The sequence below is a fragment of the Pseudomonas brassicacearum subsp. brassicacearum genome, from assembly GCF_008801605.1.
In the GTDB taxonomy this organism is placed as follows: domain Bacteria; phylum Pseudomonadota; class Gammaproteobacteria; order Pseudomonadales; family Pseudomonadaceae; genus Aquipseudomonas; species Aquipseudomonas brassicacearum.
The window spans coordinates 18,796-38,624 of sequence record NZ_VZPJ01000013.1; the positions used below are offsets into that span (position 1 = coordinate 18,796).

Annotated in this window: 18 protein-coding genes and 1 riboswitch; of the genes, 7 read left to right on the forward strand and 11 right to left on the reverse strand. The window is 61.9% G+C overall.

The window, feature by feature from the left end; genetic code table 11:
- Positions 1 to 147: 147 nt before the first annotated feature.
- The 4 genes from F7R20_RS24595 to ahcY form a co-directional block, all read right to left on the reverse strand.
- Positions 148 to 2,016, reverse strand: a complete 1,869-nt coding sequence (locus tag F7R20_RS24595) for a DEAD/DEAH box helicase (protein ID WP_003206426.1) — start codon at positions 2,014 to 2,016, stop codon at positions 148 to 150.
- 266 nt (positions 2,017 to 2,282) lie between these two features.
- On the reverse strand, positions 2,283 to 3,059 hold the full coding sequence (locus tag F7R20_RS24600) for a substrate-binding periplasmic protein (protein ID WP_003206424.1): 777 nt from the start codon (positions 3,057 to 3,059) through the stop codon (positions 2,283 to 2,285).
- A 198-nt stretch (positions 3,060 to 3,257) separates the two neighbouring features.
- A complete protein-coding gene (metF, locus tag F7R20_RS24605; RefSeq protein ID WP_003206422.1) occupies positions 3,258 to 4,103 on the reverse strand; it encodes a methylenetetrahydrofolate reductase [NAD(P)H] in 846 nt (281 codons plus the stop codon).
- A gap of 180 nt (positions 4,104 to 4,283) precedes the next feature.
- Positions 4,284 to 5,693, reverse strand: a complete 1,410-nt coding sequence (gene ahcY / locus F7R20_RS24610) for an adenosylhomocysteinase (RefSeq protein WP_003206421.1) — start codon at positions 5,691 to 5,693, stop codon at positions 4,284 to 4,286.
- Between the two features lie 23 nt (positions 5,694 to 5,716).
- A riboswitch (S-adenosyl-L-homocysteine riboswitch) is annotated at positions 5,717 to 5,824 on the reverse strand.
- 192 nt (positions 5,825 to 6,016) lie between these two features.
- Between ahcY and F7R20_RS24615 the strand changes: the two genes are divergently transcribed.
- Both F7R20_RS24615 and F7R20_RS24620 read left to right on the forward strand, forming a co-directional pair.
- A complete protein-coding gene (locus F7R20_RS24615; protein WP_003206420.1) occupies positions 6,017 to 6,418 on the forward strand; it encodes an acyl-CoA thioesterase in 402 nt (133 codons plus the stop codon).
- A gap of 189 nt (positions 6,419 to 6,607) precedes the next feature.
- Positions 6,608 to 7,492, forward strand: a complete 885-nt coding sequence (locus F7R20_RS24620; RefSeq protein WP_003206418.1) for a formate/nitrite transporter family protein — start codon at positions 6,608 to 6,610, stop codon at positions 7,490 to 7,492.
- On the opposite strand, the gene F7R20_RS24625 is transcribed toward F7R20_RS24620, so the two are convergent.
- The gene (locus F7R20_RS24625) at positions 7,443 to 8,612 is read right to left on the reverse strand and encodes an MFS transporter (protein ID WP_003206416.1); all 1,170 of its coding nucleotides are present in this window, start codon (positions 8,610 to 8,612) and stop codon (positions 7,443 to 7,445) included. The two genes, F7R20_RS24620 and F7R20_RS24625, sit on opposite strands and share 50 nt — an antisense overlap.
- Before the next feature lie 301 nt (positions 8,613 to 8,913).
- Here F7R20_RS24625 and F7R20_RS24630 point away from each other — a divergent pair, with 301 nt between their 5' ends.
- A complete protein-coding gene (locus F7R20_RS24630; protein ID WP_003206414.1) occupies positions 8,914 to 9,747 on the forward strand; it encodes an EamA family transporter in 834 nt (277 codons plus the stop codon).
- 51 nt (positions 9,748 to 9,798) lie between these two features.
- Entirely contained in the window at positions 9,799 to 10,182 is a 384-nt protein-coding gene (locus tag F7R20_RS24635; RefSeq protein WP_003206412.1) for an MAPEG family protein, read from the forward strand.
- A 135-nt stretch (positions 10,183 to 10,317) separates the two neighbouring features.
- Here the strand turns inward: F7R20_RS24635 and mltA are convergent, their stop codons facing one another.
- Positions 10,318 to 11,505, reverse strand: coding sequence for a murein transglycosylase A (gene mltA / locus F7R20_RS24640; protein WP_003206411.1), 1,188 nt, complete (start codon positions 11,503 to 11,505; stop codon positions 10,318 to 10,320).
- 125 nt (positions 11,506 to 11,630) lie between these two features.
- Here mltA and F7R20_RS24645 point away from each other — a divergent pair, with 125 nt between their 5' ends.
- Positions 11,631 to 12,080, forward strand: a complete 450-nt coding sequence (locus F7R20_RS24645; RefSeq protein WP_003206409.1) for a c-type cytochrome — start codon at positions 11,631 to 11,633, stop codon at positions 12,078 to 12,080.
- A 73-nt stretch (positions 12,081 to 12,153) separates the two neighbouring features.
- On the opposite strand, the gene F7R20_RS24650 is transcribed toward F7R20_RS24645, so the two are convergent.
- Together F7R20_RS24650 and ligB are read right to left on the reverse strand one after the other, a co-directional pair.
- Positions 12,154 to 12,549, reverse strand: a complete 396-nt coding sequence (locus F7R20_RS24650; RefSeq protein WP_003206407.1) for a DUF1090 domain-containing protein — start codon at positions 12,547 to 12,549, stop codon at positions 12,154 to 12,156.
- A gap of 90 nt (positions 12,550 to 12,639) precedes the next feature.
- Complete coding sequence (gene ligB / locus F7R20_RS24655) at positions 12,640 to 14,313, reverse strand: NAD-dependent DNA ligase LigB (protein ID WP_003206405.1); 1,674 nt, start codon at positions 14,311 to 14,313, stop codon at positions 12,640 to 12,642.
- 206 nt (positions 14,314 to 14,519) lie between these two features.
- Between ligB and F7R20_RS24660 the strand changes: the two genes are divergently transcribed.
- Positions 14,520 to 15,140, forward strand: a complete 621-nt coding sequence (locus F7R20_RS24660) for a LysE family translocator (RefSeq protein ID WP_003206403.1) — start codon at positions 14,520 to 14,522, stop codon at positions 15,138 to 15,140.
- Between the two features lie 190 nt (positions 15,141 to 15,330).
- On the opposite strand, the gene metK is transcribed toward F7R20_RS24660, so the two are convergent.
- From metK to F7R20_RS24675, 3 genes are read right to left on the reverse strand one after another with little or no spacing between them, the layout of a single operon-like run.
- Positions 15,331 to 16,521, reverse strand: a complete 1,191-nt coding sequence (metK, locus tag F7R20_RS24665; RefSeq protein WP_003206401.1) for a methionine adenosyltransferase — start codon at positions 16,519 to 16,521, stop codon at positions 15,331 to 15,333.
- A 19-nt stretch (positions 16,522 to 16,540) separates the two neighbouring features.
- Positions 16,541 to 17,536 carry an ArsR/SmtB family transcription factor gene (locus F7R20_RS24670; RefSeq protein WP_003206398.1) on the reverse strand — a complete coding sequence of 332 codons (996 nt, stop codon included), beginning with the start codon at positions 17,534 to 17,536 and terminating at the stop codon, positions 16,541 to 16,543.
- 11 nt (positions 17,537 to 17,547) lie between these two features.
- The gene (locus F7R20_RS24675) at positions 17,548 to 17,769 is read right to left on the reverse strand and encodes a hypothetical protein (RefSeq protein ID WP_013694442.1); all 222 of its coding nucleotides are present in this window, start codon (positions 17,767 to 17,769) and stop codon (positions 17,548 to 17,550) included.
- 40 nt (positions 17,770 to 17,809) lie between these two features.
- On the opposite strand from F7R20_RS24675, the gene tkt reads away from it, so the two are divergent.
- Positions 17,810 to 19,807 (forward strand): transketolase, encoded by a 1,998-nt coding sequence (gene tkt / locus F7R20_RS24680; RefSeq protein WP_013694441.1) that lies wholly within the window; start codon positions 17,810 to 17,812, stop codon positions 19,805 to 19,807.
- Positions 19,808 to 19,829 lie beyond the last annotated feature (22 nt).

A 19,829-nucleotide genomic window follows, 5' to 3' on the forward strand; every position in this document is an offset into this window, starting at 1 on the left:
GCTCGCGATGGCGTCTTACCGGTCGACTTGATGTTGACTGACATACCGCTATCGCGAGCAAGCTCGCTCCCACATTTGGAATTGTGTTGGGCCAAAAAAATGCCCCAGGTCGCGAGACCTGGGGCATTTTTCAAGGCTTGGAAAAACTCAGCGATTGCGTGTCAGCAATGCCGGTTTTTCGCCCCGTGGGCGGCTTGGCAGTTGATCCAGCTGTTCAGGCGTCGGGAAGCGATCGGCTTTCGATTCCTTGTGCACGATCTTCGGCTGGTTGCTGCGCGGGTTCTGCACGGCGGGTTCCTGGCGAGGCTGGTCGTCACGGGCCGGACGGCGCGGGCGGGTGTCGTCGCGACGGGCCTGACCGTCACGCGGGGCACCGTTGCGTGGGCCGCTGCGCTTGGCCGGTGGCGTACCGGTGGACGAGCCGTTGCTGTTGCGCGGCCCATTCTGGCGACCTTGTGGCTGGCCGCTGCGCGGCGCGCCTGCAGCTGCACCCTGTGCCGGGGCACCCGGGCGGCGACCACGGCCCTGGGCCGGTTTCTGCTGTGGCACGTAGTCGACGCGGTTACCGAAGTTATCGATATCGTCGTCCAGGAACTCGTCCGGGGCACGATCGGCTGCGGCGCGTGGGGCTGGACGCTGCTGTTCACGAGCTGGCGTGCCTTCGCGAGGCTTCTGCTCGCGGGCTGGGCGTTCGCCACGGCCATTGCTATTGCTGGCCGGTTTTTCCTTGCCCTTGTCCTTGCCTTTGTCCTTGCGGCCACCGCCACCACCGCCGCCATTCGGACCGTCGCCGCGTGGGCCACGGGCATTGCGCGGATTGCGCACGTCCGGACGTTCGCGCACTTCAGGCTTCTCGGCCTCGATGGTGCTGGCATCGAAGCCCATCAGGTCGCCGTCGGCAATTTTCTGCTTGGTCATGCGCTCGATGCTTTTGAGCAGCTTTTCTTCGTCCGGTGCGACCAACGAGATCGCTTCGCCCGAACGACCGGCCCGGCCGGTACGGCCGATACGGTGCACGTAGTCTTCATCGACGTTTGGCAGCTCGAAGTTGACCACGTGAGGCAACTGGTCGATGTCCAGGCCACGGGCCGCGATGTCGGTGGCCACCAGGATGCGCACTTCGCCGGCCTTGAAGTCGGCGAGGGCCTTGGTGCGGGCGTTCTGGCTCTTGTTACCGTGGATTGCCACAGCCGGCAGGCCGTGCTTGTCCAGGTACTCGGCCAGGCGGTTGGCGCCGTGCTTGGTGCGGGTGAACACCAGGACCTGTTCCCAGGCACCGGCGGTAATCAGGTGCGCCAGCAGGGCACGCTTGTGGCTGGCCGGCAGGCGGAAAACCCGTTGCTCGATGCGCTCGACCGTGGTGTTCGGAGGCGTGACTTCGATGCGCTCCGGGTTGTGCAGCAGCTTGCCAGCCAGGTCGGTGATGTCCTTGGAGAACGTCGCCGAAAACAGCAGGTTCTGACGCTTGGCGGGCAGGCGAGCGAGGACTTTCTTCACGTCATGGACAAAGCCCATGTCGAGCATGCGGTCGGCTTCGTCCAGCACGAGGATTTCCACGTGGGACAAATCGACGCTGCCCTGGCCGGCCAGGTCCAGCAGGCGACCGGGGCAGGCAACCAGTACATCGACGCCACGGGACATGGCCTGGACCTGGGGGTTCATACCGACACCGCCAAAAATGCAGGCGCTGACGAACTTCAGGTCGCGAGCGTAGACCTTGAAGCTCTCGTGTACCTGGGCTGCCAGTTCGCGGGTTGGGGTCAGGACCAGTACGCGCGGTTGGCGCGGGCCATGACGCTGGGATTTGTCTGGGTGACCGTTGGGGAACAACCGCTCCAGGATCGGAAGGGCGAAACCGCCGGTTTTACCAGTACCTGTCTGCGCCGCGACCATCAGGTCGCGACCTTGCAACACGGCGGGAATGGCCCGCTGTTGCACCGGGGTAGGCTGGGTATAGCCGGCGGCTTCGATGGCGCCGACTAAAGCCTCGGAGAGACCGAGGGAAGCAAAGGACATGAGTAATCCTGTTTTAGTGAGGGCCTGGCCCAATGGGATAGTCTTGCCTGGCGCGAATGACGTTCAACAAGAAGACGTCATCCCGTCCGGTCCTGCCGGGCCAAGAAGGCGGCTCCGGACAAGGCTCGCGCGGGCCGTAGGCGGCGCTGTAGCGGTGTCGGGATGCCTTTTGCAAGGCCGGGCGTCCGGGCGTGAGCCTGGCGGGAAGGCCGGAGTATAACAGAGCAAACGCCGTGCGCCGCTTTCCTGCTGCTCAACGGTTTATTTCAACGTTGACCCGGCCCGGGCGAGATGACCTCGGCCACTGGGCCGGCGCCGTAGCGGGCGCTCAGTTCGGCATAGGCGGGTTCGCGCTTGAAACGCTTGAGTTCGGCACTGAAGCGTTGCACCAGCAAATCCATCCCGGCGTTGCGCCGCACCGCCAGGTATTGGCTTTGACGGCTCACGACCATCGGGTTTTCGGTGATCTGGTCGCCCAACTGCATTTGTTCGAGCACATGTCGGCCCACCCTGCGGTCGGTGATGAGCAGGTCGATGCGTCCCAGCTGCAGCTTTCCGAAATTGGCTTCGTGGGTCGGCGCTGTTTCCCGGGTGAACAGGGTCGACTCACTGAAGGCCTGGCTGTAGAGATAACCGGGTGAGGTGCCGATGGTCAGGCCGCCCAGGTCATCGAGCGTGCGAAACGGATGGGGCCGGGCATTGGCGTAGAACATCACAAACTCCACGTCCGACAGCGGTTCGCTGGGGTAAAGCAGCATGGCATCGCGCTCATCGCTGTGGAAAATGTCCAGCGCACCGTCCGCCAACCCCTGCTCCAGCATCACCAGGCAGCGCTTCCACGGCAGGAACTGCCATTCCACGTCGATACCCAGGCGCTTGAACACGATGGCCGTGGTTTCGTAGTCCAGGCCCAGCATCTTGCCGTTCTCTTCGTAGACATACGGCGCCCAGGGTTCGGTGACAATGCGCAACTTCTCGGCCCGGGCAGTCATGCTCAGGCACAAGAGAAGAAGGGTGGTCAGCAGCTGGACAATGACGGGCATGGCCTGAGGTTACGACGAGAGCTCATCAAATAGCTAGAGCGCTCTGGCCTGCGCCCTGGTGGCCCGCCTCCAGTGTTCATGGATGGCTCGGCGCGCTCACCGATGCGGCGCATTGCAGGGGGCGGGCCGTTGCGATCACTGAATGAAAAAGGCCTTGGTGTTTGCCAAGGCCTTTTTTTGTGCCACCACATGCATCATTCAGCGTGGCAGCTTGAGGTTGTTCCATACCGCGAGGCTGGGTTCGGCCTGGTTAAGGGTATAGAAATGCAGCCCCGGTGCACCGCCTTGCAGCAAACGCTCACACATTTGCGTGATGACTTCCTCGCCAAAGCTTTGGATGCTGGAGGCGTCGTCGCCGTAGGCTTCCAGCTGCTTACGGATCCAGCGTGGAATTTCTGCACCGCACGCGTCGGAGAAGCGCGCCAGCTTGCTGTAGTTGGTGATCGGCATGATTCCCGGCACCACAGGAATGTCGACGCCCAACTTGCGTATGCGCTCGACGAAGTAGAAGTAACTGTCGGCGTTGAAGAAGTACTGGGTGATCGCGCTGTTGGCGCCAGCATTGGCCTTGCGCACGAAGTTGCGCAGATCGTCTTCGAAATTGCGCGCCTGGGGGTGCATTTCCGGATACGCAGCCACTTCGATGTGGAAGTGATCGCCGGTTTCTTCACGAATGAAGCTCACCAGTTCGTTGGCATGGCGCAGCTCGCCGCTGGCCATGCCCATGCCTGACGGCAGGTCGCCGCGCAGGGCAACGATGCGCTTGATGCCAGCGGCCTTGTACTGGGTCAGCAGGCTGCGCAGGTCGTCCTTGCTGTCACCCACGCAAGACAGGTGAGGGGCGGCTGGGACTTTGACTTCGCTTTCGAGCTGCAACACGGTGTTCATGGTGCGGTCACGGGTCGAACCGCCGGCGCCATAGGTGCAGGAGAAGAAGTCGGGGTTGTAGCTGGCCAGCTGACGGGCAGTGGCGATCAGTTTTTCATGCCCAGCATCGGTCTTCGTCGGGAAGAACTCGAAGCTGTAGCGACGGTCTTGGGACATGGTCATATCCTTGGAAGCTCGTAAGCCGGAGAGGCTCGCACATCCCTTGTGGGAGCGGGTTTATGTGGGAGCGAGCCTGCTCGCGATTGGCATCGCCTCGGTCCGATAGCTGGATCGAGGTGTCTGCATCGCGAGCAAGCTTTGCTCCCACAGGCCTGCCCCCAAAGGGAAGGGCGCCTATTAGTAGCGGTAAGCGTGCGGCTTGAACGGGCCTTCGACGGTGACGCCGATGTAGTCAGCCTGTTGCTTGGTCAGTTTGGTGACCACGCCGCCGAAACCGCGGACCATTTCCAGGGCCACTTCTTCGTCGAGTTTCTTGGGCAGTACTTCCACGGTCAGGCGCTCGGCTTTCTGGGCCGGCGACAGGTCGGCGTATTTCTGGCCGAACAGGAAGATCTGGGCCAGGACCTGGTTGGCGAACGAGCCGTCCATGATGCGGCTTGGGTGGCCGGTGGCGTTGCCCAGGTTAACCAGGCGGCCTTCAGCCAGCAGGATCAGGTAGTCGTCGTTCTGTGGGTCAAAGCTGCCGGTGCCAGTGCGGTGCACCTTGTGGACCTGCGGCTTCACTTCTTCCCATGCCCAGTTCTTGCGCATGAAAGCGGTGTCGATTTCATTGTCGAAGTGACCGATGTTGCAGACCACGGCGCGCTTCTTCAGGGCCTTGAGCATGTTGGCATCGCAGACGTTGACGTTGCCGGTGGTGGTCACGATCAGATCGATCTTGCCCAGCAGGGCCTTGTCGACGCTGGCTTCGGTGCCGTCGTTGATCCCGTCGATGAACGGCGAAACCAGCTCGAAACCGTCCATGCAGGCCTGCATGGCGCAGATCGGATCGACTTCGGACACCTTAACGATCATGCCTTCCTGACGCAGGGACTGGGCCGAACCCTTGCCCACGTCACCGTAGCCGATCACCAGCGCCTGCTTGCCCGACAACAGGTGGTCGGTGCCGCGCTTGATGGCGTCGTTGAGGCTGTGACGGCAGCCGTACTTGTTGTCGTTCTTGCTCTTGGTTACCGAGTCGTTGACGTTGATGGCCGGGATCTTCAGTTCGCCCTTGGCCAGCATGTCCAGCAGGCGGTGCACGCCAGTGGTGGTTTCTTCGGTCACGCCGTGGACGTTTTCCAGCACGGCTGCGTACTTCTTGTGCAGCAGTTCGGTCAGGTCGCCGCCGTCGTCGAGGATCATGTTGGTGTCCCACGGCTGGCCATCCTTGAGGATGGTCTGCTCCAGGCACCACTCGTACTCTTGCTCGGTCTCGCCTTTCCAGGCGAATACCGGGATACCGGCGGCGGCGATGGCGGCAGCGGCCTGGTCCTGGGTCGAGAAGATGTTGCAGGACGACCAGCGCACTTCGGCACCCAGGGCAACCAGGGTTTCGATCAGCACGGCGGTCTGGATGGTCATGTGGATGCAGCCGAGGATCTTCGCGCCCTTCAATGGCTGTTCGCCAGAGTACTTGCGGCGCAGGCCCATCAGGGCTGGCATTTCGGATTCGGCGATGATGATTTCGCGACGGCCCCAGGCAGCCAGGGACATGTCGGCGACTTTGTAGTCGGTAAAATCGGCAGGCGTGATAACAGCGCTCATGAAGAGCCTCCATTCGTAATGTATGCGAATGGGCGCCGTTGTGCGTTTAGTGTCCGTGCGGGGAGCCCCCGTACAAACAACGCCCCATCCGAGCCTGACAGGTCGAGCCTGCTGCAGCGCCCCTCGGACAGGTGGCGGGAACGGTCCAAAGGGTGGACCGAGGTAAAGCGGTGGCGATTATAACGGGCTAATCGGATCTTCCAAAAGGGTTTCTGTCGGCAAATCAAAAATGCCGATGACTGTCATAGGGCCCGCGACGTAGAGCCTGACCGTGCGGTCTGCCATGATGCAGCAATCCAACGGCCAGACACTCAGGAGTGATCATGAATTTCCACACCCGCAAATGGGTCAAGCCCGAAGACCTCAACCCCAACGGAACGCTGTTCGGCGGCAGCCTGTTGCGCTGGATCGACGAGGAGGCGGCGATCTACGCCATCGTCCAGCTCGGTAACCAGCGCGTGGTCACCAAGTACATCTCGGAAATCAATTTCGTCAGCGCTTCGCGCCAGGGCGACATCATCGAGCTGGGCATCACCGCCACCGAGTTTGGCCGTACTTCCATCACCCTGACCTGCGAGGTGCGCAACAAAATCACCCGCAAGAGCATCCTGACCGTGGAGAAGATGGTCTTCGTCAATCTCGGCGAAGACGGCCTGCCCGCGCCTCACGGGCGGACCGAGATCAAGTACGTCAAGGATCAGTTCAAGGATGCTGTCGTCGAGTGAAATCGACGGCGCTGCTATCGCGAGCAAGCTCGCTCCCACATTGATTTCGGTGTGTTCACGGGATTTGTGCTCACCGCCGTCTCCCTGTGGGAGCGAGCTTGCTCGCGATAGCGGTTTCAGGCTGAGGTAACTGAACAGCGCTGATCGCCACGTGTCGTAGGTACATCACGCCACCGGTTCAGGAGCTGTATGGACACCCATGAAGAAGGCAAGACCCCTGACCTTTCGGCTCAGGAGCAGCATGAAGTCGACCTCAACCAGCCGCCGCGGGCTGCGGTGCTGCACGAAATCATCCGCACCCAGGGCAACCAGGAGCTGGAGCGCAGTATCGCCGCGCTCTGGTGGTCGGCCCTGGCGGCGGGGTTGACCATGGGCCTGTCGCTGATGGCAATGGGATTGCTCAACTCCCGGCTGCCGGACCACGAAGGCTTCAAGGTGATCGCCAGTTTCGGTTACTGCGCCGGCTTTCTCGCGGTGATCCTGGCCCGCCAGCAACTGTTCACCGAAAATACCCTGACCGCCGTGCTGCCGATCATGAGCAAACCCACGCTGGGCAACTTCGGCCGGCTGTTGCGGCTCTGGGGCGTGGTGCTGGTGGGCAACCTGTGCGGCACCTTGCTGGTGGCGTATGTGATGCTGCACTTGCCGATCTTCGATCAGCGCACCGACCAGGCTTTCCTGGAGATCGGGCGCAAGGTCATGGAGAACGACACTGGCCAGATGTTCGCCAAGGGCATCATCTCCGGCTGGATGATCGCCACCATGGTCTGGATGATCCCGTCCATGGAAAGCGCCAAGATGTGGATCATCATCCTGATCACCTACCTCATGGCGCTCGGGGATTTCACTCACATCGTCGTCGGCTCGGCCGAAGTGTCGTACCTGGTGTTCGCCGGCCAGTTGTCATGGGCGGATTTCTGGATGGTGTTTGCCGGGCCGACGTTGGCGGGGAATATCATCGGCGGCAGTTTCATCTTTGCGCTGATCAGCCACGCACAGGTGCGCAGCGAGACCAATACGCCCCTCAGTCGGCAAGGCCTGCCGCAGCGCCGAGATGACGCTGGCGATAAATAAAATATAGCGCGGCCAGTACGGTTAGCCCGCCCATCAGGGCCCCGGTCCACGGCAAGTCCGCCAGGTCGGCACCACTGGCGACGACCAACCCACCAATCCATGCTCCCGCCGCGTTGCCGAGGTTGAAGGCACTCTGGTTCAGGGTCGAGCCGAGGTTCGGCGCCTCAAAGGCCTGGTCGATGATCAGCAGTTGCAGGATCGGGCACAGGGCGAAGGCGAAGATCCCCCACAGCACCAGGGTGATCGCCGCCGGAATCACCGATTGGCTGGTCTGGCTGAACGCGGCCAACACCAGCACCACGGCCAGGGCCATGGCCACCAGTGAAGGCAGCAGGCGCCGGTCCGCCAGACGCCCGCCGAGGAAGCTACCCGCTGTCAGGCCGACACCGAACAACAGCAACATGATGGTGATGCCGTGTGGGCTGACACCGGTGATGTCCTGCAGGATCGGCGCGATGTAGGTGAACACGCTGAACAAACTGGTGGAGGCCAGCACGCTCATGCCCAGGGCGAGCAACACGTTGACCTTGCCCAGCACCTTGAACTCGCTGGCCAGGTTGGCTTTGTCCATGGGGATTTCCCTGGGCAGCCAGACCCATTGGGCGATGGCGGCGATCACGCCGATCACCGATACCGCCCAGAACGTCGAACGCCAACCGGCGTATTGCCCCAAAGCCGTGCCCAACGGCACGCCCAGCACGTTAGCCAGGGTCAGGCCGGTGAACATCATGGCAATTGCCTGGGCCCGTTTGTTCGGCGCCACCAGCCCGGCCGCCACTACCGAACCGATGCCAAAGAACGCTCCGTGGCACAGCGCAGTAATGACCCGGGCGGCCATCAGCGTGGCGTAGTTCGGCGCCAGGGCGCAGAGCACGTTGCCGAGGATGAACATCAGGGTCATGCCCAGCAGCGTGGCCTTGCGTGGCATGTTGGCGGTGCCAATCGCCAGGATCGGCGCGCCGAACACCACGCCCAGGGCATAGCCCGTAATCAGTAGCCCGGCCTGGGGAATGCTCACGGCCAAGTCCCGGGCGACATCGGGCAACAGGCCCATGATGACGAATTCAGTCGTGCCGATGCCGAAAGCGGCGACGGCCAAAGCAAGCAAGGCGAGTGGCATGCGCAAGGTCTCTGTCTGTAGTCTTGACGCTCTGATCAGGCATACGCATGCCGGCGCCCCCATTCGAATGAGCGGGGCAACAGCGAGATTATTGGAATAGGTGTATGCGCAACTGAGTGCGGCGTGGTCGGCTTGCAGTATAAACGATAGCGAATCAATTTATGAGCCCGATGATCGTAGGAGCTGTCGAGTGCAACGAGGCTGCGATCTTTCCACTGACAATTGAGTCTGAAGTGAAAGATCAAAAAGATCGCAGCCTTCGGCAGCTCCTACGGGCGGGGGACAAGACAAGGAGCGTGCCGTGCTTGCAACGGCCCTGGTGTTGGTCGCGGCACTGTTGCATGCGGCGTGGAATACGCTGATCAAGTTCAGTGGCGAGCGTTTGCTGGTGGTGGCGTACATGGACAGCGTCGCCTTGCTGTTCGTCGCGTTGGCACTGGGTTTCGTGGCCTTGCCGCCGTTGGAGATCTGGCCGTGGATCCTGGCGTCGGCGGCGTTCGAGCTGCTCTACCGCTATTTGCTGATCCAGGCTTATCGGGTCGGTGACCTGGGGCTGGTCTATCCGCTGATGCGCGGCCTGTCGCCGCTGGTGGTGCTGGCCCTGACATTTATGTTCGCTGGTGAAACCCTGGCGACCCAGCAGGTCATCGGCATTTTGCTGATCCCGTTCGGCATGCTTTGCCTGTTGTGGCAGGGCGGTGGTGGCGAGCGGCTGCCCTGGTCGATGCTGCCGGTGGTGGCGCTGATCGGCCTGTGCATCGGTTGCTACACCTTTATCGACGGTCACGCTTTGCGGCGCTGGTCCCATCCGCTGGATTACCTGGTCTGGGTCACGCTGTTCAGTGCCTGGCCGTTCCCGTTGCTGGCGCTGGTGAGCAAGCGGCCGGCCTTCATGCGGTTCTGGCGTGAGCAGTGGCGGTTGGGGTTGGCAGTCGGATTCTGCGTATTGTTCAGCTACGCTCTGGTGCTGTGGGCCATGCAACTGGGCTCGATCGCCGAAGCGGCGGCGCTGCGGGAGATCAGCGTGATCCTGGTGGTGCTGTTCGGCATGCGTTACTTGAAAGAACCTTTCGGCTTGCCGCGGCTCTTAGCCTGCGGGCTGGTGTTGGTTGGCATGCTGGTGATGAAGTCCTGACCGGCGCTGGACTTGCGATATTCTATAAAACTCAAAGAAGGAACTGCGTCAATGACGGTTGCCCTGTGGTGTATTTTGATTGCCTTTCTCCTGCCTTACCTGTGCGTCGCCATTGCCAAGATCGGTGGACGATACAGGCTGGCAGATAACCACGACCCTCGGGACTTTCTGGACTCACTCGAAGGTGCGCCTCGGCGGGCATACGCCGCGCAACTGAACAGCTTTGAAATCAGCCCGTTTTTTGCCGCCGCCGTGATCGTCGCGCACCAGGCCGGCAATGCCGAGCTGGTGACCATCAATGTGCTGGCAGTGCTGTTCATCACCAGTCGCCTGCTCTACATCATTTGCTACCTGGCTGACTGGGCGATTCTACGTTCGCTGATGTGGTTCGTGGGGGTGGGGTTGGTCTTGAGTTTCTTCTTCGTTTCGGTCTGAGCCTGATTTCGGATTTTTGGCGTTTTGGCTGGCCTCTTCGCGAGCAAGCTCGCTCCAACAGTTGATCTTGGTGAATACATATTTTGTGTACACAACCGATCCAATGTGGGAGCGAGCTTGCTCGCGATCGGGGCCCTAGGGATTGGCGGTCACCGCATTCGCCACCTGCGGCACTTGCGGCAACGCCATGCCCTTGGGCCAGAGCATCCAGATCTGGCCCTGTTGCTTCATGTCCCCGGCCAGTTGTCCGGCCGCCTCGCCCGTGCCCCAGAACAGGTCCGCCCGCACTTCGCCGGCAATTGCACCGCCAGTGTCCTGGGCGGCGACGGGCCGGTTCAAGGTGCTGCCGTCGGGGCGCGTGGTGGATAGCCACAGCAGGCTGCCCAGCGGAATCACCTTGCGGTCCACCGCCACACTGTAGCCGGCTGTCAGCGGTACATTCAGCGAGCCTCGCGGGCCTTCGTTGCTGTCGGGGTTACGGTTGAAGAACACGTAGCTGGGGTTGCTGCCCAGCAATTCGGGAATACGGTTCGGGTTGGCCTTGGCCCAGGCACTGATGGCGCCCATGGTCACGTCTTCTTTCTTCAGCTCGCCCTGTTCAACCAGCCAGCGCCCGATGGGGCGGTAAGGATGGCCGTTCTGGTCGGCATAACCGATGCGCAGTTGGCGGCCATCGGCGAGTCGAATGCGTCCCGAACCCTGGATTTGCAGGAATTGCAGGTTCATGGGGTCGGTCAGCCAGGCGATGACCGGCGCCTTTACTCCGTTGGTTTCGATGGTGGCCGCGTCGTCGTATGGCTTGAGCACGCGGCCTTCGAGGCGGCCACGCAGGCGTTTGCCCTTGAGTTCAGGGTAAATGCTGTCCAGCGACACAATGATCATGTCCTCCGGCACACCGTAGACCGGGATATTCGCCGTAGCGGTCTGGGTGAGGCTGCCGGGGTAGACCGGCTCGTAGTAGCCGGTAATCAGGCCGTTGGGGCTGTTGTCTCCCGAGCGCAGGCCATAGACGTCCAGGTTCTGTTTCAGGAAATTGCGTACATCCTGTGGGGTTTGCGGCACATTGGCCGCTGCCGCGCAGGTCGGGCCCCAGGTCGCATCGGCCTTGAGTCGGGTGCAGGCACTGCGCCAGGAGCCGAAACCGGCCAGCAGGTCTGCATCGGACACCGACGGCAACGCCTCCCACGGTGCGCTGACATAGGTGGCGAGGGCGTGGGTCTGAGGTTCTTCGACCTTTTCGCCGCGATTACAACCGGCCAACAGTGCGATCAGCGGTAGGGTCAATGCCAGGCCTTTGTGCCAGGTCTTGATGCGGCTGTTCATGAAGATTTCCTTTGCAGTCATTCGAACGCTGTCAGGCGCTCGAACAACCCGTATTGTTGATAGGGCCATTGGTCTTTACCGATGACCCGAGGATACTAACTGCCGTTTCCTGCCCCGAGGCCAAGATGTTTGTAAAACGATTTTCCATGGCCGTACTGGCCTGCCTGATGTTATCCGCCTGTGGCGGCGTCGATCCCAATTCTCCCCTTGGCCAGCGCAAGGCGATCTTCAAGCAGATGCTCAAGACCAACGAAGAGTTGGGCGGCATGTTGCGTGGACGAGTCCCGTTCGATGGCCCACGATTTGCCGAAGGCGCGGCGCAACTGGATCAACTCTCCCATGAGCCGTGGAAGCACTTCCCGCAAGTGCGCGAGCAAGACCACACCAGCGCCCGGGATGAGGTCTGGCAAAAGCAGGCGCGTTTCCAGGAAATGGCCCGCAACCTTGAAGCCGCCACCGGTGAGTTGGTGACCGCCAGCAACGTCCAACCCTACAAGGCCAGTTACTTGGGGCCGGCGGTGCAAAAGGTCGAGGATGCGTGCAGTGCCTGTCATAAGGAGTTTCGGGATCATTGACATATCTTGAAAGATCGCAGGCTCCTACAGGGGATCGCATTCATCCTGCAGGAGCCTGCGATCTTTTCAATGTTCACTTGTCCAGCTCGTCCACCGCTTCCTGCAGTTCCTTGCGGGAGGTTGCCAGCTTGTCCTTGCGTTTGTTGATCCGCTCGGCGTCGCCTTTTTTCATGGCCTTTTCCAGGTCGGCCTGACGCCGGCTGACCTCGTGCTTGGCATCGAGCACCTTGTTTTCACGCTCCTTGCGCAAGGACGCATCGGTGCAATGGCTGGTGACTTCGTCCAACGCGGTTTCCAGGCCTGCCTGCTGGTCCTGGTTGCCACGGGACTTGGCCAGTTCGATCTGGTTGATGATGCCCTGGCGCTTGGCCGCGCAACCGGTGAGCTCCGGGGCTTGCTCGTCCGCCATCAAGGGGGCGGCCATGGCACTGCATAAGACCAGCAGGGCAACGGGGGACAGGAAATTCATAGCAACTCCGTAAAAAATCGCGAGCGGTCGGTACAGATGCGCTGTTGGAACGCATGCTTGCCCCTTGGGTTCAACCGCACAGGGCCCGGATTAAAAACCGTCGACCCCGGCAGTGCGTAATACGTCACTCAAGGCCAGCACCTGCGGGTCGCGAAAAAATGCGCTCAGTTGCGCGGCGCGTCCCGGTCCGATGCCGGCCTCGGCTTGCCATTGTTCGGTGCTGCGCTCGGCCAGCGCCTGCCACGGCCCCTCCAGCCGGGCCTCACCAGCGGGCGGCAGGCCCAGGGCCTTGAGCCATTGCTCGAACGGGCGTTGTCGGGCGCTGTGCAGGCTGGCGAGCAGGCGGGTGCTGCTGTGTTCGCCGAAGCCGGCAATGTTAGCAAGCTCGGCGGCATCGAGGGTCATCCAATCCAGCAATCCGTCGAGTCGTCCGGCGGCCAGCAGCTTTTCCCAGGTGCCGGGGCCGACGTGGGGCAGGGCAAGCCCTTGTTTGCCGCTGAGCCAGCCCAGTCGCGCGAGGAACTGGCTTTCACAGCCGGGTGTCGGTTGCCAGCAACTCAAGAAGTGATGATCGGTTTCCGCAGGGACGTTGAGGTTCTGCCGCTCGACGCTGCGCAGCACGACGCTGTCGAGCCGTGGGATGGTCAGCCCGGCCAGGCTGATAGCGACACGGTCGCCGGGGCGAATGTCCATCTCTTCCCAACGCTTGAGGGAACTGACACTTACCCGGCGAATCCACCGGTCGTCGAGTCGGATGCGTTCAAGCTCCAGTACGGGGGTGATGCGTCCGGTGCGACCGACCTTGAAGTGCACCTTGCGCACTTCGGCCAGCGCCTGGGCATACGGGTATTTCCAGGCCACGCTCCAGAACGGCGCCCTGGCCTGCCAGCGGTCGGCGGGTGGGCGGCGGCTCTGGTGCAGGACGATTCCGTCGCTGGCGAATGGCAGCGGCGTGCGGTACCAGTGATCGCGCCACTGCTCGGCATCGGCCAATGTCCGCACAGGTTGGTTGTAGTCGAGGGTGTCAGCGAAGCCCAAGGCGTTCAGCGCGGCCATTCGCTCGGGCAGGGTGTCCGGCCCTTCCGGCCAGTCCCAGACAAACAGGTCGATATACACCCCATCGTGTACCGTCAAATTGCTGCGTGCCATCAAGCCTGCCATGGTCCCGCGGGCGTTCACGCTGCCGCTGCTGGCTTGGACATGGGCCTCCAGGCGCCAGTACAACTCGCCCTGGACGACCAGGTCTACGGACTGGTGCAGTCGCTGGGGGATGGCGCCGATCTTGCGCGCATTCGTGGTCCAGTCATGTCCTTGGACGCCATCGCCACGGCTGATTGCCTGATGCAGGCGACCCTTGCGATAGACCAGGGTTACCGCCACACCGTCGACTTTCGGCTGGGCCCAGACGTCCTCCCGACCGCGCAGCCAGGCCCCCACGGCGTCGGCGTCCTTCAGCTTTTCCAGGCCGGTATGGACCACGGGGTGCGGAACCTTTCCGCCCGTTGAGCGCAGCGGATCGTCGGGTGCCGCGAGGTTGAAGCAGCGGCGCCATTGGCTCAACTGTGCGCGGGACTGGTCATACAGTTCGTCGGCCACCGGCGATTGACCGAGGCGGTGATAGCCGTCGTCCCAGGTGTCGATTTGCTGTTGCAGCGCGGCGATCTCGGCCCGGGCGCGTTCAGTGGGCCAGTCGGGACAGGGCGCGGCGAGCGCAGGAATGGCAATGAAGACAAGACAGGCGAGTGCATACAAAAACGGTGGCATCGAAGCATCCTTGCTTGGTTGAGTACTGAAGGCTAGCCACCGTCCCGGAAGTTGCGAGGCCCGGAGCGTTACCGGATTTTGCGGGGCCTGGTGGCAAAATCGCGGCGGTACAGTGCGAGGCGATTTAGCCGTGCAACTGTGTCTTGCCCTCATCAACGGCCGGCGCAGAATGGGCTTTCGATTCGCCGCTGCCTGGAATGCTCCCGATGGAACTGTCGACGCTCGCTGTTTTCATCCCGGCCTGCTTTGCGCTGAACATGGCGCCGGGGCCGAACAACCTGCTGTCCATCAGTAACGCCTCGCGTTATGGCTTCGTCCGGGCGTGCAGTGGCGGCATTGGTCGATTGCTGGCGTTTGCGATCATGATCGCCCTGGCAGCGGTGGGGCTCACCGCCGTGCTGCACACCTCGGAGTTGCTGTTCCTGGGGATCAAGCTCGTCGGTGCCGGCTACCTGTTCTATTTGGCCGTGCAATTGTGGCGGGCCCAGCCTGAGGCCGGCAGTGAAGCCGCGGTCGCGTCGATGAGCCGGGCCGGCCTGGCGCGTCAGGAGTTCCTGGTGGCGATCGGCAATCCGAAGGCGATCCTGTTGTTTACCGCGTTCCTGCCGCAATTTGTCGACCGTACAGGCACCGTCACCCAACAATTTGCCGTGCTGGGAGGTTTGTTCCTGGCACTGGAGTGCATCGCCATCGGCCTGTATTGCTACATGGGCATTTACGCGCGACGGCTGTTCGCCCGGCCTAGTGGCAAGCGCCTGTTCAATCGGATGTGTGCGGGACTGCTGGCCAGTGCGGCTTCGTTTTTGCTGGTGGCGCGGCGGACTTGAGCGCCATGACGAGGGGATTTTGTGGGAGCAAGGCTTGCCCGCGATACAGGCACCTCGTTACCGCAGGGACCGCGTTGTCCTCATCGCGGGCAAGCCTTGCTCCCACAGATAAATTCTCTCGCCTCAAGAGCCTGGCATGAAAAAGCCCCTGGCGACCCGGTCGCCAGGGGCTTTTCTTTACACGCGGGTATTACAGGCCGGCAGCGGCGCGCAGGGAGTCGGCGCGGTCGGTTTTTTCCCAGGTGAACGTGGTGAAGGTATCGTCACCCACGGTCTTGGTCTGCGGCGTACGACCGAAGTGGCCATAGGCTGCAGTGTCCTGGTACATCGGGTGCAGCAGGTCGAGCATGGTAGTGATGGCGTACGGACGCAGGTCGAACACTTCACGGACCAGGTTGATGATCTTGTCATCGCTGATCTTGCCGGTGCCGAAGGTATTCAGCGAGATCGACGTAGGCTGGGCCACGCCAATGGCGTAGGAAACCTGGATCTCGCAGCGCTCGGCCAGGCCGGCGGCGACGATGTTCTTGGCGACATAACGGCCGGCGTAGGCCGCCGAACGGTCAACCTTCGATGGGTCCTTGCCGGAGAACGCGCCGCCGCCGTGACGAGCCATGCCGCCGTAGCTGTCGACGATGATCTTGCGACCGGTCAGGCCGCAGTCGCCCACCGGGCCGCCGATGATGAATTGGCCAGTCGGGTTGATGTGAAACTGGGTGTCCTTGGACAGCAGCTCGGCAGGCAGCACGTGCTTGACGATCAGTTCCATCACGCCTTCGCGCAGGTCTTTGTAGGACACTTCTGGGTTGTGCTGGGTCGACAGGACAACGGCATCGATACCCACCACCTTGCCGCCTTCGTAACGGCAGGTCACCTGGGACTTGGCGTCCGGGCGCAGCCAAGGCAGCAGTCCGGATTTACGGGCCTCGGCCTGGCGTTGAACCAACTGGTGCGAGAAGGTGATCGGGGCCGGCATCAGCACGTCGGTCTCGTTGCTGGCGTAGCCGAACATCAGGCCCTGGTCGCCGGCACCCTGGTCTTCAGGCTTGGCCCGATCAACGCCTTGGTTGATGTCGGGGGACTGCTTGCCAATGATGTTCATCACGCCACAGGTCGCGCCGTCGAAGCCGACGTCGGAGCTGTTGTAGCCAATGCCCAGGATCACGTCGCGGACGATCTGCTCCAGGTCGACCCAGGCCGACGTGGTGACTTCGCCGGCGATGATCGCCACGCCCGTTTTCACCAGAGTCTCGCACGCCACGCGGGCGAACTTGTCTTCAGCAATGATGGCGTCCAGCACCGCATCAGAAATCTGGTCGGCGATTTTGTCCGGATGCCCTTCAGACACGGACTCGGAGGTGAAAAGGGAGTATTCGCTCATCTCGATGTTTTCCTACAAGTTACCGTTGGTGAGTGTCGCCAGTCGGCCGCTGAAAGTGGCGAACCTGGATCTGGAAACCATTACGTAAGCCTACATAGAGGCTTTCCCCGGGCACGAGACCCGCAGCGGTGGCCCAGCGGGCCAGGTCGTCCTGTTCAAATCCGAGCCAGAGATCGCCGCAGGCCTCCCTGGCCCAGCTCTGGTTGTGGCTGCATAACTCCGTCACCAGCAGGCTGCCGCCCGGTTGCAGCATGCCGGCCATGTGTCTGAGTGCATCGGCCGGCGCGGCGAAATGATGCAGCACCATGTTCAAGACAACGCAGTCGGCCTGCAGGCTCATGCCATCCAGAGCATCGGCCAGTTGCAGGCTGACGTTAGCCAGGGCCTCGCGTTCACACACCTGGCGCGCCAGTTCGAGCATGGCCGGGCTGTTGTCCAACGCCGTCACCTGGCTGAAACGCCGCGCCAGCTCCGGCAGGAAAGCACCATCACCGGGGCCGACTTCAATCGCCGTGGCCGTGGCTTCGAAGCTTAGTTTGTCGAGCAGCGCCACGACGCTTTCGCGGTATTGCGGCAGCCCGGCGATCAGGTCTTGCTGGGCGCGAAATTTCTCGGCGACCCGTGCGAAAAAATCCTGGCTGGCGGCGGCCCGTTGCCCGTGTACCTGGGCGATGCGAGCCTGTACGTCCGTCGGAAGGTTCAGCGCGTCCACTTCGTCCAGCAGCGCCGTGTGCAGCTTGCCGCCCAACAGGTCGGTGTGGGGCAGGGCGCGGCGATAGAAAATGGCGTTGCCTTCGCGGCGGGTCGCCACCAGGTCAGCCTGGGCCAGGACCTTGAGGTGGTGGCTCATGCCGGACTGGCCGATGCCGAAGATCTGCGCCAGCTCCAGCACGCCGAACGAGTCGTTGGCCAGGGCGCGCAATACATTGAGCCGCAACGGATCGCCGCCGGCCTTGCAAAGGGCCGCCAGCTCATCGCAGTCGTCATGGCGAATGGAAGGCGCAGGTAAGTTCATAGTGCGGCAGTCTAGTGAGGGGTTTCGATCATCGCAAGTTCAATATCAAAAAGTTTTGATATTGCTGGATAAATGGCACTTCCCAACCTGTGCTTGACTCTACAAGCCATCAGCGGAAAGGTTTCACCTGGCGAATGCGACTTTATCCACCGGAAAAACGCCCAAGGATGACTATCTGTCATTGCCCCGGGGTGGGTGGGTGAGGGAAAATGCTCGCCTTTTTTCAGTTCCATTTTTATTCATTCTCGATTCAATACCCGCAGGAGAACAGCGATGCCCAGCCGTCGTGAGCGTGCCAATGCCATTCGTGCCCTCAGCATGGATGCCGTGCAGAAAGCCAACAGCGGCCATCCCGGTGCCCCCATGGGTATGGCGGATATCGCCGAGGTGCTTTGGCGCGACTACCTCAAGCACAGCCCGAGCAACCCAGCTTTCGCCGACCGTGACCGTTTCGTACTGTCCAACGGTCACGGCTCGATGTTGATCTACTCGCTGCTGCACCTGACCGGCTACGACCTGTCGATCGATGACCTGAAAAACTTCCGCCAACTGCACAGCCGCACCCCGGGCCACCCGGAATACGGCTACACCCCAGGCGTGGAAACCACCACCGGTCCATTGGGCCAAGGCCTGGCCAACGCCGTGGGTTTTGCCCTGGCGGAAAAAGTCCTGGCAGCGCAATTCAACCGCCCAGGTCATAACGTCGTCGACCACCACACCTACGTATTCCTGGGTGATGGCTGCATGATGGAAGGCATTTCCCATGAAGTCGCCTCCCTGGCCGGCACTCTGGGCCTGGACAAGCTGATCGCTTTCTATGACGACAACGGCATCTCCATCGATGGCGAAGTCGAAGGCTGGTTCACCGACGACACCCCCAAGCGCTTCGAAGCCTACAACTGGCTGGTGATCCGCAATGTCGACGGCCACGATCCGGAAGAGATCAAGACCGCCATCGAGACCGCCCGCAAAAGCGCCCAGCCGACCCTGATCTGCTGCAAGACCACCATCGGTTTTGGCTCGCCGAACAAGCAAGGCAAGGAAGACTGCCACGGCGCGCCGCTGGGTGCCGAGGAAATCGCCCTGACCCGCGCCGCGTTGAAGTGGAACCATGGCCCGTTCGAAATCCCGGCCGACATTTATGCCGAGTGGGATGCCAAGGAAAAAGGCCGCGCGCTCGAAGCCGAATGGGACCAGCGTTTTGCCGCGTATTCCGCCGAATTCCCTGAACTGGCAAACGAGCTGGTGCGTCGCCTCAGCGGCGAGCTGCCGGCCGACTTCGCCGAAAAAGCCTCGGCGTACATCGCTGAAGTCGCCGCCAAGGGCGAAACCATCGCCAGCCGCAAGGCCAGCCAGAACACCCTGAACGCCTTCGGCCCATTGCTGCCGGAGCTGCTGGGCGGTTCGGCCGACCTGGCCGGTTCCAACCTGACCCTGTGGAAAGGCTGCAAAGGCGTCAGCGCTGAAGATGCCAGCGGCAACTACATGTACTACGGCGTTCGCGAGTTCGGCATGAGCGCGATCATGAACGGCGTGGCGCTGCACGGCGGCCTGGTGCCTTACGGCGCGACCTTCCTGATGTTCATGGAATACGCCCGCAATGCCGTGCGCATGTCGGCGCTGATGAAAAAACGCATCCTGTATGTGTTCACCCACGACTCCATCGGCCTGGGCGAAGACGGCCCGACTCACCAGCCGATCGAGCAACTGGCGAGCCTGCGTTGCACGCCGAACCTGGACACCTGGCGCCCATGCGATGCCGTGGAATCGGCAGTGGCGTGGAAGTACGCCATCGAGCGTAACGACGGCCCGTCGGCGCTGATCTTCTCCCGCCAGAACCTGCAGCACCAGAACCGCGATGCCGACCAGATCGGTGACATCACTCGCGGCGGCTACGTGCTCAAGGACTGCATCGGCGAGCCTGAACTGATCCTGATCGCCACCGGTTCCGAAGTCGGCCTGGCCGTCCAGGCCTACGACAAGCTGACCGAGCAGGGCCGCAACGTACGCGTAGTGTCCATGCCTTGCACCAGCGTGTTCGACGCCCAGGATGCTGGCTACAAGCAAGCGGTGTTGCCGCTGCAGGTCAGTGCGCGGATCGCCATCGAGGCTGCTCACGCTGATTACTGGTACAAGTACGTGGGCCTGGAAGGCCGCGTGATCGGCATGACCACCTACGGCGAATCGGCACCTGCGCCGGCGCTGTTCGAGGAATTCGGCTTCACCCTGGAAAACATCCTGGGTCAGGCTGAAGAGCTGCTGGAAGACTAAGTCCAGGCATGTATTGCCTGTT